Annotated in this window: 26 protein-coding genes; 10 read left to right on the top strand and 16 right to left on the bottom strand. The window is 61.6% G+C overall.

Translation table 11 applies throughout. From position 1 onward, the window contains the following. Positions 1 to 5: 5 nt before the first annotated feature. The 13 genes from HJC04_RS13520 to HJC04_RS13460 all read right to left on the bottom strand — a co-directional run bounded on the left by HJC04_RS13520 (position 6) and on the right by HJC04_RS13460 (position 14,891). Entirely contained in the window at positions 6 to 1,037 is a 1,032-nt protein-coding gene (locus HJC04_RS13520; RefSeq protein ID WP_210629902.1) for a peptidoglycan -binding protein, read from the bottom strand. A gap of 3 nt (positions 1,038 to 1,040) precedes the next feature. Further along, the gene (locus tag HJC04_RS13515) at positions 1,041 to 2,144 is read right to left on the bottom strand and encodes a MotA/TolQ/ExbB proton channel family protein (protein ID WP_221146442.1); all 1,104 of its coding nucleotides are present in this window, start codon (positions 2,142 to 2,144) and stop codon (positions 1,041 to 1,043) included. A 112-nt stretch (positions 2,145 to 2,256) separates the two neighbouring features. Continuing rightward, positions 2,257 to 3,057, bottom strand: coding sequence for an inositol monophosphatase family protein (locus HJC04_RS13510; protein ID WP_210629900.1), 801 nt, complete (start codon positions 3,055 to 3,057; stop codon positions 2,257 to 2,259). Positions 3,058 to 3,256: 199 nt separating this feature from the next. Further along, a complete protein-coding gene (locus tag HJC04_RS13505; RefSeq protein ID WP_210629899.1) occupies positions 3,257 to 4,354 on the bottom strand; it encodes a chemotaxis response regulator protein-glutamate methylesterase in 1,098 nt (365 codons plus the stop codon). Positions 4,355 to 4,362: 8 nt separating this feature from the next. Beyond that, positions 4,363 to 5,220, bottom strand: coding sequence for a protein-glutamate O-methyltransferase CheR (locus HJC04_RS13500; RefSeq protein WP_221146441.1), 858 nt, complete (start codon positions 5,218 to 5,220; stop codon positions 4,363 to 4,365). 29 nt (positions 5,221 to 5,249) lie between these two features. After that, the gene (locus tag HJC04_RS13495; protein WP_221146440.1) at positions 5,250 to 5,732 is read right to left on the bottom strand and encodes a chemotaxis protein CheW; all 483 of its coding nucleotides are present in this window, start codon (positions 5,730 to 5,732) and stop codon (positions 5,250 to 5,252) included. Further along, positions 5,729 to 7,546, bottom strand: a complete 1,818-nt coding sequence (locus tag HJC04_RS13490; RefSeq protein ID WP_221146439.1) for a methyl-accepting chemotaxis protein — start codon at positions 7,544 to 7,546, stop codon at positions 5,729 to 5,731. The genes HJC04_RS13495 and HJC04_RS13490 overlap by 4 nt, the downstream gene beginning before the upstream one ends. Positions 7,547 to 7,715: 169 nt before the next feature. Continuing rightward, entirely contained in the window at positions 7,716 to 9,641 is a 1,926-nt protein-coding gene (locus HJC04_RS13485; RefSeq protein ID WP_221146438.1) for a methyl-accepting chemotaxis protein, read from the bottom strand. A gap of 264 nt (positions 9,642 to 9,905) precedes the next feature. Continuing rightward, positions 9,906 to 11,609, bottom strand: a complete 1,704-nt coding sequence (locus HJC04_RS13480; RefSeq protein WP_221146437.1) for a methyl-accepting chemotaxis protein — start codon at positions 11,607 to 11,609, stop codon at positions 9,906 to 9,908. 30 nt (positions 11,610 to 11,639) lie between these two features. Beyond that, entirely contained in the window at positions 11,640 to 12,149 is a 510-nt protein-coding gene (locus HJC04_RS13475; RefSeq protein WP_210629893.1) for a chemotaxis protein CheW, read from the bottom strand. Next, positions 12,146 to 14,200 carry a chemotaxis protein CheA gene (locus HJC04_RS13470; RefSeq protein WP_221146436.1) on the bottom strand — a complete coding sequence of 685 codons (2,055 nt, stop codon included), beginning with the start codon at positions 14,198 to 14,200 and terminating at the stop codon, positions 12,146 to 12,148. Before HJC04_RS13470 ends, HJC04_RS13475 begins: the two co-directional genes overlap by 4 nt. After that, entirely contained in the window at positions 14,197 to 14,565 is a 369-nt protein-coding gene (locus HJC04_RS13465) for a response regulator (RefSeq protein ID WP_210629891.1), read from the bottom strand. The genes HJC04_RS13470 and HJC04_RS13465 overlap by 4 nt, the downstream gene beginning before the upstream one ends. After that, on the bottom strand, positions 14,562 to 14,891 hold the full coding sequence (locus tag HJC04_RS13460; protein WP_210629890.1) for an STAS domain-containing protein: 330 nt from the start codon (positions 14,889 to 14,891) through the stop codon (positions 14,562 to 14,564). The genes HJC04_RS13465 and HJC04_RS13460 overlap by 4 nt, the downstream gene beginning before the upstream one ends. A 340-nt stretch (positions 14,892 to 15,231) precedes the next feature. Between HJC04_RS13460 and HJC04_RS13455 the strand changes: the two genes are divergently transcribed. Then, the gene (locus tag HJC04_RS13455; protein ID WP_221146435.1) at positions 15,232 to 16,974 is read left to right on the top strand and encodes a chemotaxis protein; all 1,743 of its coding nucleotides are present in this window, start codon (positions 15,232 to 15,234) and stop codon (positions 16,972 to 16,974) included. 122 nt (positions 16,975 to 17,096) lie between these two features. Here HJC04_RS13455 and HJC04_RS13450 read toward each other — a convergent pair whose 3' ends face one another. Together HJC04_RS13450 and HJC04_RS13445 are read right to left on the bottom strand one after the other, a co-directional pair. Further along, positions 17,097 to 18,179: a tetratricopeptide repeat protein gene (locus HJC04_RS13450; protein WP_210629888.1), complete on the bottom strand. Its 1,083-nt coding sequence runs from the start codon at positions 18,177 to 18,179 to the stop codon at positions 17,097 to 17,099. A 10-nt stretch (positions 18,180 to 18,189) separates the two neighbouring features. After that, on the bottom strand, positions 18,190 to 18,843 hold the full coding sequence (locus HJC04_RS13445) for a thiamine phosphate synthase (protein WP_210629887.1): 654 nt from the start codon (positions 18,841 to 18,843) through the stop codon (positions 18,190 to 18,192). A 108-nt stretch (positions 18,844 to 18,951) separates the two neighbouring features. On the opposite strand from HJC04_RS13445, the gene HJC04_RS13440 reads away from it, so the two are divergent. Next, entirely contained in the window at positions 18,952 to 19,716 is a 765-nt protein-coding gene (locus HJC04_RS13440; RefSeq protein ID WP_210629886.1) for a sulfite exporter TauE/SafE family protein, read from the top strand. A 67-nt stretch (positions 19,717 to 19,783) separates the two neighbouring features. Further along, positions 19,784 to 20,044 (top strand): helix-turn-helix transcriptional regulator, encoded by a 261-nt coding sequence (locus tag HJC04_RS13435; protein ID WP_003552646.1) that lies wholly within the window; start codon positions 19,784 to 19,786, stop codon positions 20,042 to 20,044. A gap of 195 nt (positions 20,045 to 20,239) precedes the next feature. On the opposite strand, the gene HJC04_RS13430 is transcribed toward HJC04_RS13435, so the two are convergent. Then, on the bottom strand, positions 20,240 to 20,413 hold the full coding sequence (locus HJC04_RS13430; RefSeq protein WP_008533139.1) for a YdcH family protein: 174 nt from the start codon (positions 20,411 to 20,413) through the stop codon (positions 20,240 to 20,242). A 227-nt stretch (positions 20,414 to 20,640) separates the two neighbouring features. On the opposite strand from HJC04_RS13430, the gene HJC04_RS13425 reads away from it, so the two are divergent. The 7 genes from HJC04_RS13425 to ggt all read left to right on the top strand — a co-directional run bounded on the left by HJC04_RS13425 (position 20,641) and on the right by ggt (position 26,473). Beyond that, on the top strand, positions 20,641 to 20,844 hold the full coding sequence (locus HJC04_RS13425; protein ID WP_010028538.1) for a YdcH family protein: 204 nt from the start codon (positions 20,641 to 20,643) through the stop codon (positions 20,842 to 20,844). A 16-nt stretch (positions 20,845 to 20,860) separates the two neighbouring features. Then, on the top strand, positions 20,861 to 21,355 hold the full coding sequence (gene purE, locus HJC04_RS13420) for a 5-(carboxyamino)imidazole ribonucleotide mutase (RefSeq protein WP_210629885.1): 495 nt from the start codon (positions 20,861 to 20,863) through the stop codon (positions 21,353 to 21,355). Continuing rightward, positions 21,352 to 22,428, top strand: coding sequence for a 5-(carboxyamino)imidazole ribonucleotide synthase (locus HJC04_RS13415; protein ID WP_210629884.1), 1,077 nt, complete (start codon positions 21,352 to 21,354; stop codon positions 22,426 to 22,428). The genes purE and HJC04_RS13415 overlap by 4 nt, the downstream gene beginning before the upstream one ends. Before the next feature lie 164 nt (positions 22,429 to 22,592). Further along, positions 22,593 to 22,718 carry a type B 50S ribosomal protein L36 gene (ykgO, locus tag HJC04_RS13410; protein ID WP_003582204.1) on the top strand — a complete coding sequence of 42 codons (126 nt, stop codon included), beginning with the start codon at positions 22,593 to 22,595 and terminating at the stop codon, positions 22,716 to 22,718. 108 nt (positions 22,719 to 22,826) lie between these two features. After that, positions 22,827 to 23,441, top strand: a complete 615-nt coding sequence (locus HJC04_RS13405; RefSeq protein ID WP_221146434.1) for a hypothetical protein — start codon at positions 22,827 to 22,829, stop codon at positions 23,439 to 23,441. Between the two features lie 115 nt (positions 23,442 to 23,556). Beyond that, positions 23,557 to 24,612, top strand: coding sequence for an alpha/beta fold hydrolase (locus HJC04_RS13400; protein WP_221146433.1), 1,056 nt, complete (start codon positions 23,557 to 23,559; stop codon positions 24,610 to 24,612). A 124-nt stretch (positions 24,613 to 24,736) separates the two neighbouring features. Further along, on the top strand, positions 24,737 to 26,473 hold the full coding sequence (gene ggt, locus HJC04_RS13395) for a gamma-glutamyltransferase (RefSeq protein ID WP_221146432.1): 1,737 nt from the start codon (positions 24,737 to 24,739) through the stop codon (positions 26,471 to 26,473). Positions 26,474 to 26,568 lie beyond the last annotated feature (95 nt).

Genomic DNA, 26,568 nt, shown 5'->3' with positions numbered 1-26,568 from the left:
GCTGATCATTTCTCGGTCAGCTTCAGCTCGATGCGGCGGTTGGTGGCGCGCGCATCCGGCGTATCGCCCGGCGCGATCGGTTGGAACTCACCGAAGCCGGCGGCGACGAGTCGGTCGGCAGGGACGCCCTGGCCAATCAGGAACTTGACGACCGAAATGGCGCGCTCTGAGGAGAGTTCCCAGTTGTCGCGATAGCGGCCGGTCCCGGCAAGCGGCACATTATCGGTATGGCCGTCGACACGCAGCACCCAGTTGATCTCCGGGGGAATTTCCTTGGCGAGATCAAGGAGAGCGGCGGCGAGCTTCGCCATTTCCGTCTGCCCGTCCGGATTGAGATCCGCGCCGCCCGAGGGAAACAGCACTTCCGACTGGAAGACGAACCGGTCGCCGACGATGCGGATATTCTCGCGATCCGATAGGATTTCGCGCAACCGGCCGAAGAAGTCGGAACGGTAACGGTTCAGTTCCTGCACGCGCGCCGCCAGCGCCACGTTGAGGCGACTGCCGAGATCGGCGATCTTGGTCTGCGAGACCCGGTCCTTCTCCTCGGATGCCTGCAGTGCCGCTTCGACCGCGGCGATTTGGCTGCGAAGTGCGGCAATCTGCTGATTCAAGAGTTCGACCTGGCTCAGCGCCCGTTCGCTCACCTGCTTCTGCTCGTCGAGCTCCTGCGTCATTGCGCCGATCCGCTTCTGAGCCGCATCCTGGCCGCCCGAGCCGGCGTTCAGCAACGCCTGAAGCCGCGACCGGTCGCTTTCGGCAGTCGCGAGCGAGGCTTGTAGGTTGGCGACTGAATCCTGGAGATCCTGATTGCTGCCCTTTTCGAGCGCCAGAAGCTGCGTCAGCTCGTTGATCTGGCTATTGAGACGATTGAGCACCTCGTCGCGCCCGGTGATTTCGCGGCTGAGGATGAACTGCCCGACGACGAAGACCGTCAGCAGGAACATGATCGAAATGAGCAGCGTCGACAACGCATCGACGAAGCCCGGCCAGTAATCCACCGTGCGTTCGCGGCGGCGGTTGCGGGCAAGTGCCATGGCTTATTTGCCCTCGCTCTTTTCTGCATGGCTCGTGCGCTCGCGCAGGCGCTCGGCCCGCTCGCCGCCCCGCTCCTGCAGGCCGATGCGCTCGGCCAGCCGATCGAGCGTGCGGCGCATGGCTTTCGCCTCGTCCTGCTGCGCCTCGATCCAGTCACGCAGCATCTGCTGCTCGTTGCGCATATTCTTGACCAGACCCTGAATGCCTTCGGCAAGGCTTGCCATGGCGGCGACAGAGCGCTGGTTTCCGACACCGCCTTCTTCGGAGACCTTGCGCAGATACTCGGAGAGTGCGCGCATGTCGTCCGAGGAAGACCCGGCAACGGCATCGAGCGCCGGCGCAAGATCGGAGCCGACATCGGTGACCGAAGAGAGCCAGTTTTCCAGTTCCGTGTAGAAGCGATTCTGCGCGCGACCGGCCTGTAGGTCGAGGAAGCCGAGAATGAGCGAACCGGAAAGGCCGAGCAGCGACGACGAGAAGGCCTGCCCCATGCCCGAAAGCGGCGTCGACAGCCCCTCCTTCAGTGCAGAGAGCACGTCCGCCGTGCCGTTCGAACCGGCATCGAGTGACTGGATAACGGTGCTGATCGAGCCGATCGTGCCAATGAGACCCCAGAACGTGCCGAGCAGGCCGAGGAAGACCAGGAGGCCGATCAGGTAGCGCGAAACGTCACGCGATTCGTCGAGGCGGGTGGCGATCGAATCGAGAATCGAACGCAGCGCGGTCGTCGACAGCGCCACCGACGCCTTGCGGCTGCCGATCAGCGCCCGCATCGGCGCAAGCAGCCGTGGGTTACGGTTGACCTTATCCGCGCTGCCGGCAGCGCGGAAGGAATTGAACCAGCGCACTTCGGGGCGAAGCGCCAGCACGTGATTGAAAACAAGGACGATTCCGACTGCGAGAACGCCGAGGATCAGGCCGTTGAGGCCCGGATTGTGCATGAAGGCGGTCTGCGTCTGCCGAAAGAGGATCGCGGCAATGAACCCGACAATGACGAGAAAAAGCAGCATCGTCCAGAGGAAGGGCATGGGGCTCGAGAGCCTGTAGGTATAACCGCCGGCCGTCTTTTCGGTGGAGCCGATCTCCGCCACATTCACATTTTCCATAGGTTCAGCAGCCTCCGAACTCATTGCTGGCGGAGACTAGAGCAACATTGTGCCGAATTGAAGTATGCCGGGGCGAAAACCGTGACTTTACAACAGCCGGTTTTTCATGCGCTCACTTGGCGGGAATCGGCCGCTTGATGACCTCGATCAACGCCTTATGGATGTGTTCGTTGCCGGCGACGATCGCACCGCCCTCCAGAATGGCCGCTCCGCCATCCCAATCGGTGGCGAAGCCGCCGGCTTCACGGATGAGCAGGATACCGGCCGCCATGTCCCAGGGTGCAAGCTCCGCCTCCCAGAAGCCGTCGAAACGTCCGGCGGCGACATGGGCGAGATCGAGGGTCGGCGCGCCCAGGCGGCGGATGCCGGCCACTTCGCCCATCACGTGGCGCAGTTCGACCAGGAACTTGCCGTGATTGCGCTTGCCGAGCGCGGGCACACCGCAGCCGATGACGCAATCCGACAGCACGCGGCGCGCAGCGACGCGCAGGCGCCGGTCGTTGAGGAAGGCGCCGCCGCCGCGCTCGGCGGTATAGAGCTCGTCGGTCGCAGGATTGAAGACGACGGCGGCCACGATCTCGCCGTTGCGTTCGAGTGCGATCGAGACGGCGAAGGCCGGGATGCCGTGGAGGAAGTTCGTCGTGCCGTCGAGCGGATCGACGATCCAGCGATGTGCTCCGTCGGTGCCCTTGATCTCTTCGGTTTCCTCGCCGAGAAAGCCATAGGTCGGCCGCGCCTTTAGCAGCTCTTCCCTGACGATCTTTTCGGCCTTGCGGTCGGCAGCGGAAACGAAATCGCCCGGTCCCTTCACCGAAACCTGCAGGTTCTGCACTTCGCCGAAATCACGCCCCAGCGATTTTCCTGCCTTGAGGGCAGCCTGAACCATGACATTGAGAAGAGCTGAACGGGCCATCGGCGCATTTCCTTGGGACTGATACGGGACGCGCGCTGCCAGGGGCGGGAAATGTCCCTGAACATGCATGACAGGCAGCGCTGCAAAGATTGGCGGCCTCAAGACCACAAAATCGCGGAAATTTCAAGGGGAGGCACACATGGCTGCCCGCAGGCCTGAAAAGCGCCGCCTTATTTTCCATCGGAACCCGGAACCGGCCTTAGAACTTCTGCTGCGTTATCAGGACTTCGCGGGCGATCTGATCGAGCGGCAGAATGCGGTCGACCCCGCCTTTGGCAATCGCCTCCTTCGGCATGCCGAAGACAACGGAGCTCGCCTCGTCCTGCGCCACCGTGTAGGCGCCGGCTTCATGCATCTCCAACATGCCGCGCGCACCGTCGTCGCCCATGCCCGTCATAATGATCCCCATGGCGTTCGAGCCGGCCGAGCGCGCCGCCGAACGGAAGAGCACGTCGACGGAAGGCCGGTGGCGGGAAACCAACGGCCCGCTCTTCACACTGACATGATAGCGCGCACCCTGGCGTTCGAGCAGCATGTGCCTGTCACCAGGCGCGATCAGCACATGGCCGCGCAGCACCGGATCGCCGTCGGCGGCCTCCTTGACCTCGACCTCGCAGAGCCCGTTCAGACGTTTGGCGAAGGCGGCAGTGAATTTCTCCGGCATATGCTGGACGATCACCATGCCGGGCGCATTGGCCGGCAGTTCCTCCAGGAATTCGCGCAGCGCCTCGGTGCCGCCGGTGGAGGCACCCACGCAGACAACCATCTCCGTCGTCTTCGCCATCGCCCGCCCCGTCGGCGGCGGCAGCATGGCATCCGCCGTCAGCTTCTTGGCCGGCCCCTCGGCGGAAGCGGAACGAATGGTTCCCGCGGCGCGGCGCACGGTCGAAAGCCGCGCCTGCGAAGCGCTCTTGACAACTTCGCGAATCCGCATGGCGTCATCGGCAAGGCTGTCGGCGGCGCCGATCTTCGATTTCAGGATGACGTCGACGGCGCCCGCCTCCAAAGCCTGAATCAACGTTTCCGAACCCGCCTCCGTCAGCGATGAGCACATCACGACCGGGATCGGCCGCTGTGCCATCAGCTTGCGCAGAAAGGTGATGCCGTCCATGCGCGGCATCTCCACGTCGAGCGTGATGACATCGGGGATCTCGTCCAGCAGCCTGCGCGCCGCCACGAAGGGATCGGACGCCACCGCCATGATCTCGATGTCGGGATCCTGCTCAAGCACATGGGCCAGCGTCTGTCGGACGCTGGCGGAATCGTCGATAATGAGAACGCGGATTTTCTTGCGCATAACCGCCTCTAGATATGCTGAAACACCGTGTTCGAAACCTGTTTCAGCGGCAGGTCGAAACCGGTGATCGACTCGGAGTGGCCGATGAACATGTAGCCGCCCTTCGCCAGGCAATTGCAGAGGCGGTTGAGCACGCCCGCCTGCGTCTGCTTGTCGAAGTAGATCAGCACGTTGCGGCAGAAGATGATGTTCATCAAGTCGCCGACCGGATATTTGTCGTCCATCAGGTTCATCCGTGCAAACCCCACCCTGCTGCGCAGTTTAGGGCTTATGCGCACCTCCTTGCGGCCCGGCTGCTTGGCGACCAGCACATATTTGCGCTGCAGGTCGCGCGGCACGGGTGCGATCAGGTCTTCCGGATAGATGCCCCGGCGCGCCGTCTGCAGCACGTCGGTGGAAAGATCGGTGGCAAGCACGCTATAGGAAACGTCATTGCGGCCTTCCGCGAATTCAGCCAGCACCATCGCCATCGTATAGGGTTCGGCCCCCGTCGAACAGGCCGAGCTCCAGGTACGAATGGTGCGCACGCCGCTATTGGCGATCGCCGGCAGCGCCACGGTCTGCAGGTAATCGAAATGCTTGGCTTCCCGGAAGAAGTCGGTCTTGTTGGTCGTCACCACGTCGATCAGGTAGACGGTTTCCTGGGCAAGCCCATCATGATTGAACAGGAAGTCGCAATAATCGTCGAAGGTCGAATGATTGGTCGCACGAAGGCGGCGTCTCAGCCGCCCTTCGAGCATCGTCAGCTTGGTCGGCGGCATCTTGATGCCGCTATAGTCGTAGATGAACCGGGCAAGCTTTTCGAAATTCCGCTTGCTGATCCGGTCCCCCGGCAATTGGGTTTCCACCGCTGCTGCCATACTCATGGAACGCATTACTCCGGGTTGACGCGCGATCATGCCGCCGATTGCAGTGCAGAAGCATCCTCGCGCGACAAGAGACGTGCGAGATCGATGATGACGACAAAGCCTTTTTCACGGCGAACGACGCCGGCGATATAGTCCGAGCGCCAGCGCACACCGATGTCAGGCGCCGCCTCGATCTGGTCACGCCGGAACGGTGTAACTTCGAAGACGCGGTCGGCGACGAGGCCGAGCGTTAGCAGCCGAATTTCCATCGGCACGTCGAGCACGAGCACCCGCGTATGTGGCGTCGGCACCGTCTTCGTCATGCCGAGCTTCAATCGAAGATCGATGGTCGGCACGCCCTGCCCACGCACGTCGCGCAGGCCGAGCAGATAGTCGGGACCATTCGGAATCTTGAACGCTTCCGCATAGTCGAGGATTTCCCGCACGACCTCGACCGGCACGGCAAAAATTTCCTCACCGAGGCTAAAGGTCACGAATTGCGCTTCCAGAGATGTCGTTGCCATGATCATGCACTTTCCTTGAATTCGGCGTCGCCATCATCGGGACCGCCCATGGAGAGATCGAGTGCGAAACCTTTCACCCGCGCCTGCTGGCCGGCGACACTGCCGGCCGCCGGTTTCTTGATCGCTGGCTTGCGGGCGGTGCTGGGAGCCGGGCTGCGGGCCGTCATCTTGACGGCCGGCGCGCGTGACAGGCGGTTGCCTGCCGTATCGACCCTGAAGAAGGCAATCGAGGTCTGCAGTTCTTCCGCCTGGGAGGCAAGTTCTTCCGAGGTCGCCGACATCTGTTCGGAGGCGCCGGCATTCTGCTGAGTCACCTTGTCGAGCTGTTGGATCGCCTCGTTGATCTGGGCCGCACCGACATCCTGCTCGCGGCAGGCCGCGCTGATTTCGGCAACGAGTTCCGCCGTCTTGCGGATGTCGGGCACCAGGCGGCCGAGCATGTCGCCGGCTTCTTGGGCGGCCTTGACCGTATCGCCCGACATGGCGCTGATTTCGGCCGCGGCCGACTGGCTGCGTTCGGCAAGCTTGCGCACTTCCGACGCGACCACTGCAAAGCCCTTGCCGTGTTCGCCGGCACGCGCCGCCTCCACAGCGGCATTGAGAGCGAGAAGATCCGTCTGACGAGCGATTTCCTGAACGATGCTGATCTTCTCGGCAATAGTCCGCATCGCCTGCACGGCACGCGTCACCGCATCACCGCTCGCTTCCGCGTCCTTGGCCGACTGCCGCGCGATCTTCTCCGTTTGGGCGGCATTGTCGGCGTTCTGCTTGATATTGGCGGCCATCTCCTCCATCGAGGCCGACGCCTCTTCGGCCGAAGCCGCCTGTTCGCTCGCGCCCTGCGACACCTGTTCGGAACTTGCCGAAAGCTGCTGGCTGCCGGACGAGACGTTCTCGGCTGCCGAGATCGCGTCGGCGACGACGCCGCGCAGCCGCTCGACCATCTGTTCGAGCGCAATGCCGAGCGTATCCTTCTCTGAAAGGGGCTTCGGGGATACCATGAGGTCGCCGTTCGAAATCTGGTTGGCGATCGTCGCGGTGTTGCGCAGATTTGCCGTCATCCTGCTCATCGAATCGACGAGATCGCGGATTTCGTCATTGCTCTTATGCTCTATCTTCTGCTCGAGATCCCCGATGCTGACCGCGTCGGCGAGGTTGACGGCGCGCTTGAGGCCGCGGGAGATGTTAAGCAGGATCCAGATCGCGGCCGCCGACGAGACAAAGATCAAACCCACCGTCATCATGACAAGCAGATTACGGGATTGGGCATACTGCTCGTTGGTGGCCGCATCCGTTTCCGCGAGATTGGCTGTCACGGTGTCGTTCAGCTTGGTGAGAATACCGAGCAGCTGGGCCGTCGCCTGCTGCCCTTCGCCCATTGAGATGACGCCGGCTTGAGCATTTGATTCCGTCGTATTCTCGGTGGCGAGACCGGCGATGCGATCCTGCAACGTGGTCCATTTACTATAGAGATCACCGAACTTGGCCATCTCCTTCTTGATCTCCGCATCGTTCGAGGCGGCAAGACGGCCCTGCAGTGTCTTGATGACTTCGTGCTGTTGCGCAATTTCCTCGACATAGCCTGTAATCTTGACCGGATCCGTATTGATGATCGCGTCCTTTTCGGCGCGGATAGAGCGCATGACGGCATCGGAAAGATCGCCCGAATCGCGCAGGTTGGCGACCGGACCGGCGACCATGATCGATATCTCACTGTTCAACGCCGAAAGAGTATAGATCGCAAGACCCGCCATGCCGCACGTGAGTAGAACGATGAAACCGAATACCAAGCTTAGTTTGAGTTTGATTGTGAAGCGCATTTCAAGCCCTCGTTAGTACCGCAGCGGGTATTCCGCGAAATCGCACATAGTGCCGTCGTGAAAACGCTTCATGCGTTGCCGGCAGAGCCGGCATGACCAAGTGCGTCCATGCACCGGTTCGATGCTGGGGCCGCTGTCGCCGCGGCCCCAGTCCTGTGTCCGAAGAGCACTACGCGCTCTCGCGGAATTCTTCGTCCGCAATATCTGGTCCGCCCATCGACATGTCGAGAGCAAACCCCTTCGCACGAGCCTGTTGGGCGGCCACGCTGCCGGCAGCCGGTTTCTTGGCCGCAGGCTTGCGCGCTGCGGTGGGAGCTGCACCCCGAACCGTCATCTTGACGGCCGGCGTGCGGGACTGGCGGTTGCCTGCCGTATCGACCTTGAAGAAGGCGATCGACGTCTGCAGTTCTTCCGCCTGCGCGGCGAGCTCCTCTGAAGTTGCAGACATCTGTTCGGAGGCGCCGGCGTTCTGCTGCGTGACCTTGTCGAGCTGCTGGATCGCCTCGTTGATCTGGGCCGCACCGATATCCTGTTCACGGCAGGCAGCACTGATCTCGGAAACGAGTTCCGCCGTCTTGCGGATGTCGGGCACCAGGCGGCCCAGCATTTCGCCGGCCTCCTGAGCGGCTGTCACGGTATCGCTCGACATGGCGCTGATTTCGGCGGCGGCCGACTGGCTGCGTTCGGCAAGCTTGCGCACCTCCGAGGCCACCACCGCAAAACCCTTGCCGTGTTCGCCGGCGCGTGCTGCTTCCACCGCCGCATTAAGGGCAAGCAGATCGGTCTGACGGGCGATTTCCTGCACGATGCCGATCTTCTGGGCGATCGTGCGCATGGCGTCGACGGCGCGCGTCACCGCCTCGCCGCTGGCTTCCGCATCCTTTGCAGACTGCCGGGCGATCTTTTCCGTCTGCGCGGCATTGTCGGCATTCTGCTTGATGTTCGAGGCCATCTCTTCCATCGAGGCCGACGCCTCTTCGGCCGACGCGGCCTGCTCGGTGGCGCCTTGCGACACCTGTTCGGAACTTGCCGAAAGCTCCTGGCTGCCGGCCGAAACATTTTCGGCGGCCGAAATCGCGTCTGCGACCACGCCGCGCAACCGCTCAACCATCTGCTCCAGCGCAAGGCCCAGTGCATCCTTGTCGGAGAGCGGCTTCGGAGACACAGTGAGATCGCCATTGGCGATCTGGTTGGCAATCCCCGCCGTGGTCCTCAGATTGGCGATCATGCTCTGCATCGCAATCCCGAGCGCGTCCTTGTCCGAGAGAGGCTTGGCATCGGTGGTCAGATCGCCCATGGCGATCTGGTCGGCAAGGGCGGCGGTCGATCGCAGATTGGCGGTCATGGTGTTGACCGTATCGATGAGGTCCTTGATCTCGTCATTGGTCCTGACGTCGACTTTCTGATTGAGATCGCCGATTGCCACGGCGTTTGCGACGCTCGTGATCTTCCTCAGACCATTGTTGATGCCGAGCGTGATCCACAATGCGGCGCCGAGGGCCATAAGCACGGCGATTCCGGATGCTGTGGTGAGGATGAGCTTGGTCGAATTGTAAAGATCGCTGTTCGACTGATCGGTCGCTTGCATGCCTTTGCGCTGGATCTCCGTGAGGGCGGCAATCGCATCGCCCATGTCCCCGGTCATCGCCCGGAGATCGCCAAGTGAAAGCGCGAGCGCGGATGCCTTATCACCCCTGGCATCGAGTTGCTGCAGCTCGGCGGACTTCTCGCGGAATTTCCCGCCAACGCTCCGCAGCTTCTCCCAATGCGGCTTGCCTTCCGGAGAGGCGATGGCCAAGCCGGCGTCGACAGCGTCGAACATGGCCTGCAGGTTCTGGTCGGCCTCTTTGTAGAAGCCGGCGGCCGTGTCCGGATCGGTGGAAAGCAGCGCGTTCTTCTGAGCCCGAATGGCGTTGACTTCGGCGATGTTGGCGTTCAGCGCCAGTTCCAGCCGGCGCATCGGGCCGTCGATCATGTTGCCGCTCGCCTCGTTCAATGTGCCGAGGCTAAAGCTTCCATAAACTGCAATGCCGATCAGCAGCAGCGTCATGATCCCGAAAGCGAGACCCAATTTCAGTTTGATAGTGAAACGCATGTGATACCCCGTTTTATGCGCCAAAACGATTGGATAGAGAGACGTTCCGGTCTGGGAACGCCGAACTTCAGAGTGATGTGTCTGAAAGAGGGAAAGCGACTGCATTCACTTCCCGGCAGCCGGACATCGATCGGTCGCAGCGCCAACGCCTACACGCGTTGGGGATATTTCCACCTCGGGCCACGGGAGTGGCCCGAGATATCCGATGAGGGCGAAGGCGCTCAGGTGCCTCGCCGGGAACGCTATGCGCGTCCCCAGGAACGCCTACGCGCTTTCCCGAAAATCATCGTCACTGGCGTCCGGACCGCCCATCGACATATCGAGAGCAAAGCCTTTGAGACGCTGCTGCTGAGCCGAAACCGTCTGACCGCGGCCCTGGCTTTGGGCCTGCTGTGCAGACTTGCGGGCCGGGGCCTTGGCCACCTTGGTTGGGCCTTTCGACGGCATCTTCTGGGCGCCGGGCCGCGTGCTGCCCGTCGTATCGACCTTGAAGAAGGCGATCGACGTCTGCAATTCTTCCGCCTGAGCGGCGAGTTCCTCGGACGTTGCCGACATCTGCTCCGAGGCGCCGGCATTCTGCTGCGTCACCTTGTCGAGCTGCTGGATCGCCTCATTGATCTGAGAGGCGCCGATATCCTGCTCGCGGCAGGCGGCGCTGATCTCGGAAACGAGTTCCGCCGTCTTGCGGATGTCGGGCACCAGGCGGCCGAGCATCTCACCGGCATCGGCGGCGGCCTTGACGGTATCGCTCGACATCGAGCTGATTTCGGCTGCTGCCGACTGGCTACGCTCGGCAAGTTTGCGCACTTCCGAGGCCACGACCGCAAAACCCTTGCCGTGTTCGCCGGCGCGTGCCGCTTCGACGGCGGCATTGAGGGCCAGGAGATCGGTCTGACGGGCGATTTCCTGCACGATGCCGATCTTCTCGGCAATCGTGCGCATGGCGTCGACAGCACGGGTTACCGCTTCGCCGCTGGCTTCCGCATCCTTGGCGGATTGACGGGCGATCTTCTCCGTCTGGGCGGCATTGTCGGCGTTCTGCTTGATATTGGCGGCCATCTCTTCCATTGAGGCGGACGCCTCTTCGGCAGAAGCCGCCTGTTCGCTCGCGCCCTGCGACACCTGTTCGGAACTTGCCGAAAGCTGCTGGCTGCCGGACGAGACGTTCTCGGCGGCCGAGATCGCGTCGGCGACGACGCCCCGCAGGCGTTCGATCATGACGTTGACATTACCCAGAAGCTCGCCGATTTCGTCATGGCTCGTAATATCGGCCATTTTCGTCAGGTCGCCTTCAGACACTTCGCGAACCACGGTGTTGGCGCGGCTGAGGCCCTTGCTGATCGTGCTGGCGATCCAGAAGGCGGTTATCGCGGCAATCAGTAGTGCCACGGCAGCGACGGCGACCATCGTCGTGCGTGTCGTCTCATACTGCGCGTCGGCACCAGCGTCGGCGGCCTTCATGCGCTGCTTCTCAAGCGCCAGAATTTCGGCGAGCGTCGAGTCGATCCCGTTGGCGGCAGCGCGCGCGGTCGTGATCGAGACGGTGTTTGCACCTTCCACGTTGCCGGTCTTCACGTAGTCACGGATCTGGTCGTCAGCTGCGTTGAAGGACTTCGAAAACTCGGCAATACGAGCCCAACGCGCCTTGCCTTCCTCCGTGGCAAGCGCCAACGCTTGATTGAAGGCATCACTGAAGTCCTTGCGGGCCTGATTGCCCTTGTCGATCGCCGCGGCCGCTTCATCGGCGCCACGGGCATTAAGCAGGTTCTTCTGCTGGCGGATCGCTTCGAGCTGCGCGATGTTGATCTGCTGCGCAAGATCGAGGCGGGCTGCCGGGCCGGCGAGGAGATTGCCAATCGTATCATTCAGCGACCCGAGGCTGAAGATACCGTAAGCGGCGGTGCCCAAGAGCATGAGGATGATGAAGGTGAACGCGGTCACCAGCTTCGTCTTGATTGTCAGTCGCATCGGTTTAACCCCAAGTTGAATCCATCTGCGTCAATTGCCGGCTCCCGCCGCATCATGCCTGGATGAAAAAATCGCCTGCAGATTCGGGAGAATGATGAACTCTCCGCCCCTCTTCACCAGGCAGTTGATGTAGTCGGCGCGCCAGCGCATCCCGACGCTCGGCGGCGCCTCGCTCGCGTTTTTTGCGAGCGTCGTCACCTCGTTCACTTTATCGGTTCTGAGGCCGACGAGCGTCGGCTCGCCCTGGAGATCGATCTCGATGACGATGAAACGGCTATCGATCGTTGCCTCCTCCGCCTCCATCCCGAAGGCGAGACGCAGGTCGGCGAGCGGTATGACCTTGCCGCGGAAGTTGATGACGCTGGCGACGAAGGGCTGACTGCCCGGCACCGCGGTCTCCGGAAGCAGGTCCAGGATTTCCTGGACGATGACCGCTTCCAGCGCGAAGGTCTCGCCGTTGAGATCGAATGTCAGGACCTCGACTTCCTCGGCATAGCTCCAATGATTGTCGAAACGTTCGGCTGCTGCTGTTGCACTCATCCTGCTACCCGCAATTGCGCCTCCTGTTGCTGACCCGCGGCAACCAGGTGCCCGACGTCGAGAATGAGTGCGACGCTGCCGTCGCCGAGAATGGTGGCGCCCGAAAAGGTCGCCACGTCATTGTGCAGTTTCGACATCGACTTGATGACCGTCTGGTGGTCGCCGATGATCTGGTCGACGACGAGGCCGACGCGCTCGGTTCCGGTCGAGATGACCACGACTTTCTGGTGCACATCGGGTTTCGTGCCGGTGCGGAAAAGATCGCGTAGGCGTAGGAACGGCACCAGGCTGTCGCGCAACGAGATGAAGCTACGGCCGCGCGAGCGCAGATCCTCCTCGAGCGACAGTTCGAGGCATTCCTCGACGGCCGAAAGCGGGATGACGTAACGGCCCGAGCCGACACGCACCAGCAGGCCGTCGATAATGGCAAGCGTCAGCGGAATGCGCAGCGACACTTCCGAACCCTGTCCGGGCACACTGACGATATCGATTGCGCCGCGAAGCTCTTCAACCGTCTTCTTGACCACGTCCATGCCGACGCCGCGGCCGGACAGATTGGTGATCGCGGTGGCCGTCGAAAAGCCGGGAGCAAAGATCAGTTGCAAGAGCTCGGGGTCCGAAAGCGGTTGGCCCGGATGGATGAGGCCGGAGGATTCCGCCTTGGCGCGGACCCGTTCACGGTTGATTCCGCGGCCGTCGTCCTTGATCGAGATGATCACCTCGCCACCGGCCTGACGGGCCGAAAGCGTGATCGTGCCGGCCTTGGCCTTGCCGGCCGCAAGGCGGTCGGCGGGTACTTCGAGGCCGTGATCGATCGAGTTGCGCACCAGGTGCACCAGCGGATCGGCCAGCCGCTCGATCACCGTTTTGTCGACCTCGGTGCTCTCGCCCTCGATCACCAGCTCGATCACCTTGCCGGTCTCGCGGGCAAGATCGTGCACAAGGCGGCGGAAGCGGGAGAAGAGGGTCGCAACGGGCACCATGCGCAGCACCATCATCGTGTCGCGCAATTCGCCGGACAGACGTTCGATTTCTTCCGAGACGGAGCGCAATGCGATATCGGTGCTGGCGCTGGCGAGCTGGCTGAGGCGCGATTGCGCGATCACGAGCTCACCGACACGGTCCATCAGTTCGTCCAAGCGCTCTGCCGGGACGCGCACGTTCTCGGCAGCCTTCGCCTGGCTGACGGCAGCGGGCCCCTCACGCCTGACGGGAACCGCTTCGACGGGACGGAATTCCGGCACACCAGCCGCCGGGACAGGTGGTGGCGATACTGAGGCGGCAGCGGCAGGCGCCGGCCTTGCTACAGCCGGAGCGGCCGTTGCCGCTGCTGCACTGCCGATCTCCTCGACGCTGAGTTCCATGTCGTCGAGCACGAAGATGAAGACATCGTCGATCGCCGAACGGTCCTGTTCGCTCATCAGCGTCACATCCCAGGAAATGTAGAGTTCCGTCGAAGTGAGCTCGTCGAGAGGCGGAATGGCCGAAGTGTCGGCGCGTACGGTACATTCGCCGAGATCGCGCAGTTCGTCCAGCAGACCGAGCGGATTGGTGCCGTTGGCCATCGCATTGGCCGGCAGGCTGAATCGGATGCGCCAGCTGTTCTTCGTCTTGTTCGCCGACGCTCCTTGCACGGGCGCTGCGACGGCGGCTGTCGCTGTGGCGGGCGCCGCAGCCTCGGCGCCGACCGCGGACTGCAGTTGTGCCAGAAGCTTATGCCCGGTATCGCCGTAATCGGCGTCGGGCTGGTCGACGAGGGCACGCATATGGTCCTGGGCGGCGAGAACGGCGGCGACAAGTTCGCTGGTCGCCGCGACCTCGCCTTTTCGGACGCGGTCGAAAGCGGTTTCACAATGGTGGGTGAAGGCCGCCAGCGCCTCGAAACCGAACATCGCGCCCGATCCCTTGAGCGTGTGAAGCCCGCGGAATACCGCGTCGACGAGATCCTTATTGTCGAGTTGGTGAGTGAGGTCGAGAAGACCGGCCTCGATCGCTTCGAGGCATTCGGCAGCCTCCATGCGGAATACGGCGACGGGGTCGAGCGTACTCATCTGCCGAGGACCTTCTTCACGATCTTCACGAGACTTTCCGGGTCGAACGGCTTGGTCAGCCAGCCGGTCGCGCCGGCGGCCTTGGCACGTGCCTTGAGATCGGCGTCAGATTCCGTCGTTAGAAAGATAATCGGAACACCGGCCTGCGCCGGCAGCTTGCGCAGTTCTTCGATCATCGTCAGCCCGTCCATAACAGGCATGTTGAGATCGGTTACGATCAGATCGAAGCTGCTGGCCTTGGCCGCCATAAGACCTTCAGCCCCGTTCACCGCTTCGGTGACGCTGTAACCGGCATTGGTCAGGGTGACCTTTGTTGTCAGACGGATGCTGGCGGAATCGTCTACCGTCAGAATGTTGGCACTCATAATGTCACCTCTTTATGCAACCAGAACTTTAAGTCTTCTTGATCGAAGGATTCGATGAAACCGGCACGCTCAAGTACGTTCAGCACTGAGCCGCTGGCGGGAGAAAAAAGCCTGAACGTCTTTCCGTCAGACTTTGCTTGGCGACGTGCGGCCTCGATAAGCTGTATGAAACTGAGGTCAGCTTCAGCATCAGCGATAACGCTAACGACAATGTCGTCTTTACTGTTAAACTCGTCACTAAGCTTCGAATGTAGCTCGGCCACATGGCGGATGCTTAGCACACCCGGTAAATTTATAGATTCACAATATTGGCTCTGAGTATCCAATGCAGCCTCCTGGGCCCGAGAAATACTTGTGACCCTAAGAGGACTCTCACGACAGCGTTAATGCAGCGTAAACAGGGGTTGTATAAAACCGACGTACAACGCGGTCCGCGACTCCCAATTCTTATCCAGGATAAGTTGTACCGCTCTCTCAATGTTTAGAGATAAATTAAGTAAAAACAGAACCTTAAATGATCTCTTTCGGCATGCGGTGCACCGGCCGCCCCGTCTCACACCTTTCATTAATCACAACGCAGGCGAGTCTGGGGCGTTTACCGGACATTTCCATCCTGCCCGTAGAAATAGAGTCAAATGGCCTGCGTTTTAAGAAAAGGTAATAAATGTGGCACACGCTCTGGTAACATCCAACGCTGCAGCCTACACATCGGGGCGGGAGATCAGTCAGATCCTGGAATCCGCCCGCAGCCAAGTCGAGGAGCGATTTCTCGCGGGCGGGGCGGTGCTGCTGTCGGTGATGGATGTCCTCAACCGTCTGCTGAACTCGCTCGAAAGTGTCGCCAAGGCACTCGATGACAAGGAGGCGAGCGATACCGGCGCCGATCTCCGCGCCACCGTGGAAATCCTGACTGCATTGCCGGTCACCGAAGAAAATCGCCAGCAGGCGCTCATCTCGCTGGCGCACACCGGCAGGGATCTGCGCAAACACGTCGCCGACATGCAGGAGACGATGCGCTATCTCAGAACCTTTGCCGTGACTGTCAAGATCACTGGCGCCGGCCTCGCCGAATTCGCCGGCTTTGCTCAGGAGATTCTGGAGCGAATCTATTCGGGCACCGATGAGGTCAATCGTTTCGCCGCCCATCTCGACAGCCTTGAGAAAGAGGTCAAGTTCGCCGCCTCCTTCGGAGCCAACGTTTCCAGGAGTTACGCCGATACCGTTCCGGCCGTCGCCGGAGCCCTGCGCGACGATGCCGCCAAGATCGCCGAACACCGCAAAAACCTCGGTGTCCTCGCCCGCGAGGTCGGCGCGATCGCACGCGGCGTCCAGAGCAAGGTCAGCTCGACTCTATCGGCCCTGCAGATCGGCGACATCACCCGTCAGCGCATCGAACATGTACAGGCAACCTTTTCGATGCTTGAAGATTTCCTCGCGGGCGAAGATGGCGCCAGGCTCGACGCCGGTGCGCGCCAGCGTCTTCAGAATGTCGTTCACCATCTGACCGCGGCGCAGATCAACGACATGTGGATCAATTTCCAGCGGGATTCGGAAAACGTCGTCAAGACGATTGCGAGTTTCGACCACGACATGCGGGAAATCCTCAAACTGCGCGATCAAATGGGCACCGAAAGCGGCGAAGCCGGCGGCAATTTCATGCGCGCGCTGGAATCCAGCGTTTCCGCCGCCCACGAGATCGTCAAACAGGTTGACACGGCAAGCCGGCAGGCTGACCAGGTAAGCCATTCGACGATCGGCACGGCCGCCAAGCTTTCCGAAGCCATCGTCAACATCCGCGTTGTCAGGACCGACATCCATTACATGGCTCTGAACACCAATCTGCGCTGCAGCCGGCTTGGCGAGGAAGGCAAGTCGATCAATGTCGTCACCGCCGAGCTGCGCATCTTCGCCGGCAAGCTGGATGAATCCGCCGATGCCATCGTCAACGGCCTGCCGGCGCTCGAAGCCGCTGCCGGGCGCGCGGCTCCCGCCACGGACGCTGCGGCCGGCGGACTGGACGAGAGCCTGACCTCGGCTGTCGGCAACATCCGTTCCGCGGCCAATGTCATGGAAAACGAGCTGAAGGTGCTCGCCGAAAACGGCCGCGAGGTTGCCGCCAAGATCGGCCTGCTGATCGGCAAGCTCGACTTCCAGCACGAACTCGGCGATGTCCTTGCCCGCTGCGCCGATGTGCTCAAAGGCGTCGCCGGCATCGATGTCGCCGATATTTCTGACCTCGCGGAGGCCATCGCACCGCTCGACCGCAAGATCTTCAAGCTCTACACGATGGTCCAGGAGCGAAACATTCATCGCGACATCATCCCGGCAAGCAATGAAAACATTACAGCGCCCGCCGAGACCGCCAAAACCGAAAATGACGTGGATCTTTTCGCCGACGCGCTTTTCTAGCGCATGTCTCGCAAAACTGTGCAGCGGTTTGCGATAAAGACATGCGGAAAACCAAAGACCGAGAGCATGATAAGCGAATCTGAAGGATCACGACATGCTTTAGAGAATGAAACACGCGGCGGCTATCGCCGCCGGAATTTGTTGGCGGCATCGATCGCCGCCTTCTGTTGATCGTCCTCGATCCCGAGATAAAAATCTTCCAGCGCCGGATCGGCAAGCCCGGCACGGCGCGACAGCACATACCACTTCGCCGCCTCGATCGGATTCGGCGGCGTGCCGATGGCGTTGATGTAGAGATGGGCAAGCTTGTTCTGGGCAACGACATTGCCGCCATTGGCGGCAAGTTTCAGCCATTCGAAACCCTTGACGTAATCCCTGGGACCACCGACGCCGTTGACGAGCCAGATGCCGAGATCGAGCTCGGCTGTGTCGAAGCCGGCGCGCGCGGCGCGCGCCATCCACTCGCGGGCGAGCTGCTTCTTTTCCTCCGGCAGATCCTTCAGCGTCGCATAGATCTGCGCCACGGCATATTGCGAATCCGCAATGCCCTGCTCGGCCGATTTCTCGTAAAACGGTAGCGCGAGCTTCAGCCCCTTTTCGCCGGGATTGTCGGCGACAACAATCTGCGCCCAGTTGAATTCGGCCGAAGGATTGCCGGCTTCGGCCGCCTTGCGCATATAGTCGTCGGCTTTGACCTTGTCGCGCGGCACACCTTGGCCTTCCATCAGCATGAGCGCATATTTGAACATCGCCGCAGGATCGCCGCCTTCGGCCGCCTTGCCGTACCAGAAGGCAGCGCCTTTCACGTCCTTCTTGACGCCGAGGCCTTGCGAGAGGATTTCGCCGATCAGCGTCTGCGCCGCCGGATCGCCGAGCTGCGCGCGCGGCAGCGCCTTGTCCATCGCCGCCAGATAATAGCCGCGCTGATAGGCGCCGTACGCCTCGTCGATCGGACCTTTGTAATCTTTCTCGGGCGGGAGGTCGGGCAGCTTCGCGCCCATGCGATCAAAAACGCCGACACCGTCCGAGGGCTTCACATCCCCGTTGGTGTGCCGGTCGGTACGAAAGCTTGACGCCGGCGCAGCGCCGGGCTGGCTGATGACGCTGTCCGGTGCCTGCGCCACGGCGATATCAGACCCGCCCGCAGTGAGGGCGACTATGCTGGCAAGCAGATATTTCAAAGGGCGGGCGGGCAGGATCGGCATGAGCGGGATTTCAATCCTCAAACCGTGGCGCTTTTTCGTCAAGCAGAGCATTGATCTCGGCAACGATGGATGGCGCTCGGCCGGGCTCCCCGAACACCGCCAGCCGCAGCGCCACGAACTCTGCTCCGGTCTCGGCAACGGCAAGAGCCGACACGGGATCGGTGCCGCCCATGACGATGCAGGGGATTTCGATCATTGAGGCCCACCATTCGCCGAGCGCGAGGTTCTTGGGATGCGCCTCCGGCTTGATATCCCCATCAAGCTTGCCGAAGAAGATATAATCCGGCCTGACTTCGCCGATCTCCAGCGCATTGTGCCGGTCGCTGGCATTGCCGCCGCCGACGATCAGCTTCGGAGCGTGTTTGTCGATCGCCTCCGACAGTGCCTGCGCGTTGCTGGTTATATGCAGGCCATCGGCCTTCGCCCGTCCCGCCACGCGGCTGTCGCCTGCAATCAGCGCGGCGGCCCCCGCATCCTGAATCACCGGCACCAGCTTTTCGGCATGTTTCTGGAAGGCGCCGTCGTCGAGCCCGTATTGCGGCACGATGACGGAGGCGACATCGCCGCCCTTCAGCGCATCGGTGACGATCCTTGCCTGTTCATCGGCGTCGGCAATATCAGGGACGATGAGCACCAGGCGGCAGCGGTTTTCGGGTTCGGTCATGAGGTCTTTCCGTTTCCTGCGAATTCCCTTCTCGAAAAGACGGATCCGCACTCGTTTTGTGTGAGTAGTTCCGTTAGAGGAGGCTTGCAAGAGGAGGACGTCGAAAGCATGCCGCAGGACTTGTCATTCTACTACGCCGCCGTGCCCGCGGTTCTGCTTGTTGGTCTCGCAAAAGGCGGCATGGGCGACGCTTTGTCGCTGATCGGCCTGCCCTTTCTCGCCCTGGTCGTCTCGCCGCTCGAGGCGGCGGCAATCCTGCTGCCGATCCTGGTCTTCATGGACATGATCTCGCTTGTCATCTGGCGCAGGCATGGCGATTGGGCGACGCTGAAGATCATGCTGCCGGGCGCAATTCTCGGCATTGCCCTCGGCTGGGCGACCTCGGCGCTTGTTCCCGGCAATGTCCTGCGCGTCGTCATCGGCGCGGTGACGATCCTCTTCTGCCTGCGCTATTTCTGGAACAATTTCGGCCCCGGCGCCAGCAAGACGATCCCCCCGCACGGACAGCGGCCGGTCGCTGCCGCCCTCTGGGGAACGTTTTCCGGATATGGCAGCTTCGTCGCCCATGCCGGCGGCGCGCCGTTTCAGATCTATGCCCTGCCGCTCAAACTGGAGCCGCGCGAATATACCGGCACCAGCGTGCGCTTCTTCGCAATCCTCAACGCCATCAAGCTCATTCCCTACTTTGCCCTCGGCCAGCTCGACACGCAGAACCTTGCGACCTCCGCCACGCTCTTGCCTTTCGCGCCGCTCGCCACCCTTGCCGGGGCCTGGTGCGTGCGCCGCATGAAGCCGCAGATCTTTTATCCTTTCATGTATGCGATGGCGCTGATCGCGGCCTTTCTGATCATACGCGAGGGCCTCGGCTGGTAAGGGCGGCAGTACGCTGCAATGCACAATTTCCTTGCTGCAACGGCCGGTTTGACGTAGCGTTTCTGCCATGTCGAACACGGACCCCTTCTCTGCGATTGCCGACCCGAACCGGCGCTTTCTGCTGGAGGAATTGCGGCGCGCGCCGCGCACGGTCAACGAGCTTGCCGAGGGCCTGCCGATCAGTCGGCCCGCTGTCTCGCAGCACCTGAAGGCACTGCTCGACAGCAATCTTGTCTCCGTGACCTCGGAAGGTACGAAACGCATCTACGCGGTCAACAACCGCGGCTTTGACAAGCTCAATCTGTGGCTGGATCAGTTCTGGGCCTGACCGCGCCTCCGATCACACCCCTGACGCATCATAAAAACGCCCTTTTGCCGCAAGCAGACGCAAACGCGCCAGCCGCGACGTCACAAGCATCGGGCTGGCGCAATTCTGGTGTGATCACCGGTTCTTGCAAATTTTAGGCGGAATGGATGGATTTACCTCTTGCGCAAGATGATCGCCCGGCGACCCTTGGGAAGATTAATGGACGGATGACTTGAGACGCTGAATCTCGTCCTTGATGCGCAGCTTGCGGCGCTTGCATTCGGCAATTTCTGTATCGGAGATAGAAGGAGCTGTTCTGAGTGCATGCAACTCCTCCTCGAGAGCAACATGCTTTTTCTGGAGTGATTCAAGATGAGCTTCAACTGTCATTTGACCCTTCCTTCCTCTTACCCTCCCCGACCATCGTCGTCGGGGATCAAGGTGTCAACGGGCGGACTGTGACATATTTTTGAAGGCTTGTCGAAGGCCAAAAGATGAAGATGCGATGGCAAATTCATGATCACGACTAACTAGCCGTTACCCGTATTTGGTGATAGGAGCTTGCGGAAATCATCGGCAGATCGGACAAGGTCCGTGGACGATAACGGGGAATGCATATGGCCGATCAGGAACAGGCGGAAATCAGGCTCATGGTGGCGCGTCTGCGCCAGGAGCACGAGGATTTCGACGCTGCGATCAACGCCATGATCGAGACCGGATGCGACGCTCTGCGAATCCAGCGCATGAAGAAGAAAAAGCTCGTCATCAAGGACAAGCTCTCCAAGCTGGAAGACCAGATCGTTCCCGACATCATTGCCTGAAAGGAACCGCCGCAGGATGACAGATAGACCACTCGTCGCCATCATCATGGGCAGCCAATCCGATTGGGAGACCATGAAGAACGCGGCCGACACGTTGGAAGCGCTGGAAATCGCTTATGATGCGCGCATCATCTCAGCGCATCGTACGCCCGAGCGCATGATGAATTTCGCCAAGGGCGCCCGTGCGGAAGGCTTCAAGGTCATCATCGCCGGTGCTGGCGGTGCGGCGCATCTGCCGGGCATGACCGCATCGATGACGCCGTTGCCGGTCTTCGGCGTGCCGGTCCAGTCGAAGACCATGTCCGGCCAGGACAGCCTTCTTTCCATCGTGCAGATGCCGGCCGGCATTCCGGTTGGGACCCTCGCCATAGGCAAGGCGGGTGCGGTCAACGCCGCTCTTCTCGCCGCCGCCGTGCTGGCCCTTTCCGACGAAGAGATTGCCGACAGGCTCGACGAATGGCGCGAGCGCCAGAGTGCTGCCGTCGCCGAATATCCAATGGACAACCAATGACCATAGGAACAATCGGCATAGTCGGCGGCGGCCAGCTCGGCCGCATGCTGGCCATCGCCGCCGCCAGATTGAATTTCCGCACTGTCATCCTCGAGCCGCAGCTCGACTGCCCCGCCGCCCAACTGGCGAACCGGCAGATCGTTGCCGCCTATGACGATCCGGCGGCACTGGCCGAACTGGCAGACGCCTGCGACGTCGTCACCTACGAATTCGAAAACGTGCCCGTCGCAGCCGCCGAAGCGCTCTCGGCAAGCATCGCCGTCTATCCGCCTGCCAAGGCGCTTGAGGCCGCCCAGGATCGGCTCGTCGAAAAACGCTTCCTCAACGGCTGCGGCATCTCAACCGCTCGCTTTCATGCGGTCGACAGCCAGGCAGATCTCGAAACCGCGCTGAAAGATTTCGACGGCCAGGGCGTGCTGAAGACCCGCCGCCTCGGTTATGACGGCAAGGGGCAGAAGGTTTTCCGCTCGCCCGCCGACAATCCTGACGGTGCCTATGCCGCGCTCGGGGCCGTGCCGCTCATCCTCGAAAGCTTCGTCGCCTTCGAGCGCGAGGTCTCGATCATCGCCGCGCGTGCCGCGGATGGGACGGTCGTCTGCTTCGATCCCGCCGAGAATGTCCACCGCAACGGCATCCTCCATACCTCGACCGTTCCGGCCGCAATCTCGGCGACGACAGCGGAGGCCGCTCGTCGATCGGCCGAAAAGATTCTCGCCGCGTTGAACTATGTCGGCGTGATCGGCATCGAATTCTTCGTGCTTGCCGATGGCGGCCTGATCGCCAACGAGATGGCGCCGCGCGTCCACAATTCCGGTCATTGGACGGAAGCCGCCTGCGTCGTCAGCCAGTTCGAGCAACATATCCGCGCTGTCGCCGGCCTGCCGCTCGGCAATGGCGAGCGCCACTCCGACTGCGTCATGCAGAATTTGGTCGGTGACGATATCCTTGCCGTCCGCGACTGGCTGCAACGTCCCGACACGCTGGTTCACCTCTATGGCAAGAGCGAGTGGCGCCCCGGCCGCAAGATGGGTCATGTCACGACATTGGCGCCGAAATTGCCGGTTTCGCGGTGAGAAACGGTCCTGCGGCTTGGGAAAAACACCGTCACGTGGTTGACACGCTGGAGGTGACGAGGTATCTGCACCCCCACCTAAAGAGCGCGCCCCGACGGCGCGCTTTTGATTGTTAAAGTTACGGGCGAATGTGAATTCCCCCATAGAGATCGCGGATCAGAAAAATGAAGATCAAGAATTCGCTCAAGTCGCTCAAGGCTCGTCACCGTGACAACCGTCTGGTTCGTCGCAAGGGCCGCATCTACATCATCAACAAGCTGAACCCGCGCTACAAGGCTCGTCAGGGCTGATTGCGCGAATCCGGATTGTGCGCCGCGCAGATTGCGCCGACGGACATCCGGTGGGTCGCTGCGGTGATCACGTCTAATTTGTTTGATCTTCGGCGCTGGCGGGCTAATATGTCCGCCATGCGCTTTTTTGCTTTGACGTCAGCGGTGCTGCCGCTCGCCTTCATCCTCTCCACCTCCCCGTTCCCGGCCACCGCGGCGGAAAACAACGTCATTGTCGAGCGGAGGGATGCCAATAGTTCGCCGAAGCAGCGTCTCGACCAGCTCTTCAGCCAGCTGAAGCGCGAGCGTGATCCTGACAAGGCCAGCAGCATTGCCAACGAAATTCGTCTGGAATGGAATGATTCCGGCAGCGCGACCGTGAACCTACTGATGCAATGGGCCGACAAGGCGATTGAGGAAAAGCGCAATCCCGCCGCTCTCGATTTCCTCGACGAGGCGATTGCCCTCAAGCCCGATTATGCCGAGAGCTGGAATCGCCGCGCCACGCTGAATTTCGTCATGGGCAATTACCGCAAGTCGATGTCCGACATCGAGCATGTGCTGGATATCGAGCCGCGCCATTTCGGCGCGCTCTCCGGCATGGCCGCGATCCTCAGCAATTCCGGCAACGATCAATTGACCCTGAAGGCCTGGGAACGGTTACTCGATATCTATCCCGCCGATCGCACTGCGCAGGAGCAGGTCAACATGCTTGCGGAAAAACTCGCCGGCAATCGCACCTGAAGCCGGCCGATCAAGCTTGACCTTCGGCCGGAGCGCGCAATTTTAGAACCTGTCGAGGGCAATTTGACGCGACCGCCGCCCCTCGCAAAATCCATCGACTGTCGCCGTTAAGATCATGCTTGCCGAAGTTTCCGCCCTTCTTGCCCCGCTCGCAGCCGCCATCGGTTACTCTTCTTATAAGGCGCGGCAATTCGAACGGACCTATCCGAATATCGGTGAATTGACGGATGTCGGCGGCTACCGCATGAACGCCGTCCATGTCGAACGTCCCCAAAATGCGGACCTGCCGGCGCTCGTCTTCATTCACGGCGCCAGCGGCAATCTGCTCGATCAGTTCGTCGCCTTTCGCGCCCCGCTCGAAGGCCGGGCGGAAATGCTGTTCGTCGATCGTCCCGGTCACGGCTATTCCGAGCGCGGCGGCCCTGAGAACGCCGTACCCTCGGGCCAGGCCGATGCAATCGCTCGACTGATGGAAAAGCGCGGCATCGAGAAGGCGATCATTGTTGGCCATTCCTTCGGAGGCGCGATCACCGCCGCCTTCGGACTGCGCCATCCGGATAAGACCGCTGGTCTGCTCTTCCTCGCACCCGCCACCCATCCGTGGCCCGGCGGCATCGACTGGTATTATCACGTGGCGACCGTGCCGGTCATCGGTTGGCTCTTCAACCACGCCATCGTCGTTCCGCTTGGACTGAGCCGGCTGGAGCGCGGCACATTGAACGTTTTCCGTCCCAATCCACGCCCTGCCGACTACATCGAAAAAACCGGCCCGTCGCTGGTGCTGCGCCCGCGCACCTTCCACAACAATGCCGCCGATTTCAAAAGACTGCTCGCCTATGTGAAGGAGCAGTCGCCGCTCTACTCGCAGATCACCGCGCCGACCGTTATCATCACGGGCGACCGCGACAAGATCGTCTGGGAACACCTGCATTCGCGCGGCCTCGCCCGCGATATACCAGGTTCCGAACTCGTTACGGTCGGCGGCGTCGGCCATAAGCCGGATTATCTGGCCACCGACGTCGCTATCGCCGCCATGGAAAAGATCGCCGGCGAGCCCCGCGACCTCCAGGCGGCCGCCCGCCGTGCCGAAGAGCGGCTCGCCGCCTCTCTCCGCGATCAAGCGATCCAAATCCAGCCGTCGCGGATGCCGGGCGCTCTCCACCGCGTTTGATCTCTCCGGCGGTGTCCCTGTCGGACATTCGGCCGGCTTCCTCGCACAAAGCCTGCTCCTCGCATTGCCGCGGACCGCAGCAGCCCCATATGTCTTTCCGTTGTTGTCCATAGGAGGGGAAATCATGGGCCGCCTGCATATCGGGACGATCTCCGTCATATCGGCCTTGTCGCTAACTCTGACGACGGCTTTCGCGGCGTCGCCCGCACCGGTTGAAGCCGAACACGGGATGGTCGTCACCGCCCAGCATCTGGCGACCGATGTCGGCGTCGAGGTGCTGAAGAGCGGCGGCAACGCCGTCGATGCGGCGGTCGCCGTCGGTTATGCACTGGCGGTCGTCTATCCCTCGGCCGGCAATCTCGGCGGCGGCGGCTTCATGACCATTCGCCTGAAAGACGGCAGCAAGACCTTCCTCGATTTCCGCGAGCGCGCGCCGCTCGCCGCGACAAAGACCATGTATCTCGATAGCAAGGGCGATATCGTGCCGCGCGCCAGCCTTGACGGCTACCTCGCCGTCGGCGTTCCCGGTTCGGTCAAGGGCTTCGAGACGGCGCGGGAGAAATACGGCACCCGCTCACGCCAGGATCTGATCGCGCCGGCGCTCCGCTTCGCCAAGGAAGGCTACACGCTGGAACAGGGCGATGCCGCGATTCTCGCCGGCGGCGCCAAGCGCCTTGCCAAGGACGAGACGGCGGCGAAGATTTTCCTGAAACAGGACGGCAAGCCCTATGCGTCCGGCGAAAAGCTTGCGCAGCCCGACCTCGCCGCGGTTCTGGCAGCCATCTCGGAAAAAGGACCCGACGCCTTCTACAAGGCCGCCCCCGCCGAGGCGATCGTCAAAGCGAGCCAGGCCAAGGGCGGTATCCTTGCCAAGGAGGATTTCGAGCAATACACCGTGCGCGAACTGAAGCCAATCGAGTGCAATTACCGCGGATACGACATCATCTCCTCACCGCCACCTTCCTCCGGCGGCGTCATCATCTGCGAGATCCTCAACGTCCTCGAAGGTTATCCGCTCTCCTATCTCGGCTACGCCTCGGCTGAAACCGTGCACGTGATGGTCGAGGCGATGCGCTACGCCTATGTCGACCGCAACGCGGCGCTCGGCGATCCCGATTTCGTCGAGAACCCGGTCGAGAAAATGCTCGACAAGAGCTACGCCAAGGAGATCGCAGCAAAGATCGATCCCTACAGGGCCGGGACTTCGGCCAACCTGAAACCCCTCGGCGGCAAGGAAAGCAACGAGACGACCCATTATTCGATCATTGACGACGAGGGTAATGCGGTTGCCGTCACCTATACGCTGAACGGCTCCTTCGGCGCGGCGGTCGTAGCGCCCGGCACCGGCGTTCTGCTCAACAACGAAATGGACGATTTCACCTCCAAGCCGGGTGTGCCGAACCTTTACGGCCTCGTTCAGGGCGAAGCCAATGCCATTGCTCCGAAGAAGACGCCTCTCTCCTCGATGAGCCCGACGATCGTCACCCGCGACGGTAAGCCCTTCATGGTGATCGGCAGCCCCGGCGGCTCGCGCATCATCACCATCACGCTGGAAGCGATTTTGAATGTCATCGACTTCGGCATGGATATCAGCCAGGCGGTCAACGCGCCGCGGGTTCATCACCAATGGCAGCCCGACAAGGTCTATTTCGAGCCCTATGCGCTTTCGCCCGATACGGAAAGGACGCTTGCGGCGATGGGCTATAGCTTCGACGGCGGCAACGACGCCCCGCTCTGGGGCCAGGCCGCTGGTATCCTCGTCGGCGGCAAAAGCCTTGCCGCCATCGAAAAAGGCAGCGGCGCTCGTTACAACGGCGCCATGGACGCCCGCGCGACGGAAGGCTCAGCAGGCGGCTATTGACGGTCGGCGAGCCGCCGGGCATAGGCGCAATGGTCATTCATGTCACGGTGACAAAGTCACCGTTCACAAACCGTTTGCCCCGTCTTATGCATGAG

Origin of the sequence: Rhizobium sp. NLR8a (genome assembly GCF_019685235.1) — a bacterium.
In the GTDB taxonomy this organism is placed as follows: Bacteria; Pseudomonadota; Alphaproteobacteria; order Rhizobiales; family Rhizobiaceae; genus Rhizobium.
The sequence above is the reverse complement of the archived record's forward strand: the minus strand, read 5'-3'. Positions and strand labels throughout refer to the sequence as shown.

Bases quoted from the DNA above. Each gene is read 5' to 3' on its own strand.
- HJC04_RS13520 (WP_210629902.1), bottom strand. From the start codon at position 1,037: ATGGCACTTGCCCGCAACCGCCGCCGCGAACGCACGGTGGATTACTGG.
- HJC04_RS13515 (WP_221146442.1), bottom strand. From the start codon at position 2,144: ATGGAAAATGTGAATGTGGCGGAGATCGGCTCCACCGAAAAGACGGCC.
- HJC04_RS13510 (WP_210629900.1), bottom strand. From the start codon at position 3,057: ATGGCCCGTTCAGCTCTTCTCAATGTCATGGTTCAGGCTGCCCTCAAG.
- HJC04_RS13505 (WP_210629899.1), bottom strand. From the start codon at position 4,354: ATGCGCAAGAAAATCCGCGTTCTCATTATCGACGATTCCGCCAGCGTC.
- HJC04_RS13500 (WP_221146441.1), bottom strand. From the start codon at position 5,220: ATGAGTATGGCAGCAGCGGTGGAAACCCAATTGCCGGGGGACCGGATC.
- HJC04_RS13495 (WP_221146440.1), bottom strand. From the start codon at position 5,732: ATGATCATGGCAACGACATCTCTGGAAGCGCAATTCGTGACCTTTAGC.
- HJC04_RS13490 (WP_221146439.1), bottom strand. From the start codon at position 7,546: ATGCGCTTCACAATCAAACTCAAACTAAGCTTGGTATTCGGTTTCATC.
- HJC04_RS13485 (WP_221146438.1), bottom strand. From the start codon at position 9,641: ATGCGTTTCACTATCAAACTGAAATTGGGTCTCGCTTTCGGGATCATG.
- HJC04_RS13480 (WP_221146437.1), bottom strand. From the start codon at position 11,609: ATGCGACTGACAATCAAGACGAAGCTGGTGACCGCGTTCACCTTCATC.
- HJC04_RS13475 (WP_210629893.1), bottom strand. From the start codon at position 12,149: ATGAGTGCAACAGCAGCAGCCGAACGTTTCGACAATCATTGGAGCTAT.
- HJC04_RS13470 (WP_221146436.1), bottom strand. From the start codon at position 14,200: ATGAGTACGCTCGACCCCGTCGCCGTATTCCGCATGGAGGCTGCCGAA.
- HJC04_RS13465 (WP_210629891.1), bottom strand. From the start codon at position 14,565: ATGAGTGCCAACATTCTGACGGTAGACGATTCCGCCAGCATCCGTCTG.
- HJC04_RS13450 (WP_210629888.1), bottom strand. From the start codon at position 18,179: ATGCCGATCCTGCCCGCCCGCCCTTTGAAATATCTGCTTGCCAGCATA.
- HJC04_RS13445 (WP_210629887.1), bottom strand. From the start codon at position 18,843: ATGACCGAACCCGAAAACCGCTGCCGCCTGGTGCTCATCGTCCCTGAT.
- HJC04_RS13440 (WP_210629886.1), top strand. From the start codon at position 18,952: ATGCCGCAGGACTTGTCATTCTACTACGCCGCCGTGCCCGCGGTTCTG.
- HJC04_RS13435 (WP_003552646.1), top strand. From the start codon at position 19,784: ATGTCGAACACGGACCCCTTCTCTGCGATTGCCGACCCGAACCGGCGC.
- HJC04_RS13430 (WP_008533139.1), bottom strand. From the start codon at position 20,413: ATGACAGTTGAAGCTCATCTTGAATCACTCCAGAAAAAGCATGTTGCT.
- HJC04_RS13425 (WP_010028538.1), top strand. From the start codon at position 20,641: ATGGCCGATCAGGAACAGGCGGAAATCAGGCTCATGGTGGCGCGTCTG.
- purE (WP_210629885.1), top strand. From the start codon at position 20,861: ATGACAGATAGACCACTCGTCGCCATCATCATGGGCAGCCAATCCGAT.
- HJC04_RS13415 (WP_210629884.1), top strand. From the start codon at position 21,352: ATGACCATAGGAACAATCGGCATAGTCGGCGGCGGCCAGCTCGGCCGC.
- ykgO (WP_003582204.1), top strand. From the start codon at position 22,593: ATGAAGATCAAGAATTCGCTCAAGTCGCTCAAGGCTCGTCACCGTGAC.
- HJC04_RS13405 (WP_221146434.1), top strand. From the start codon at position 22,827: ATGTCCGCCATGCGCTTTTTTGCTTTGACGTCAGCGGTGCTGCCGCTC.
- HJC04_RS13400 (WP_221146433.1), top strand. From the start codon at position 23,557: ATGCTTGCCGAAGTTTCCGCCCTTCTTGCCCCGCTCGCAGCCGCCATC.
- ggt (WP_221146432.1), top strand. From the start codon at position 24,737: ATGGGCCGCCTGCATATCGGGACGATCTCCGTCATATCGGCCTTGTCG.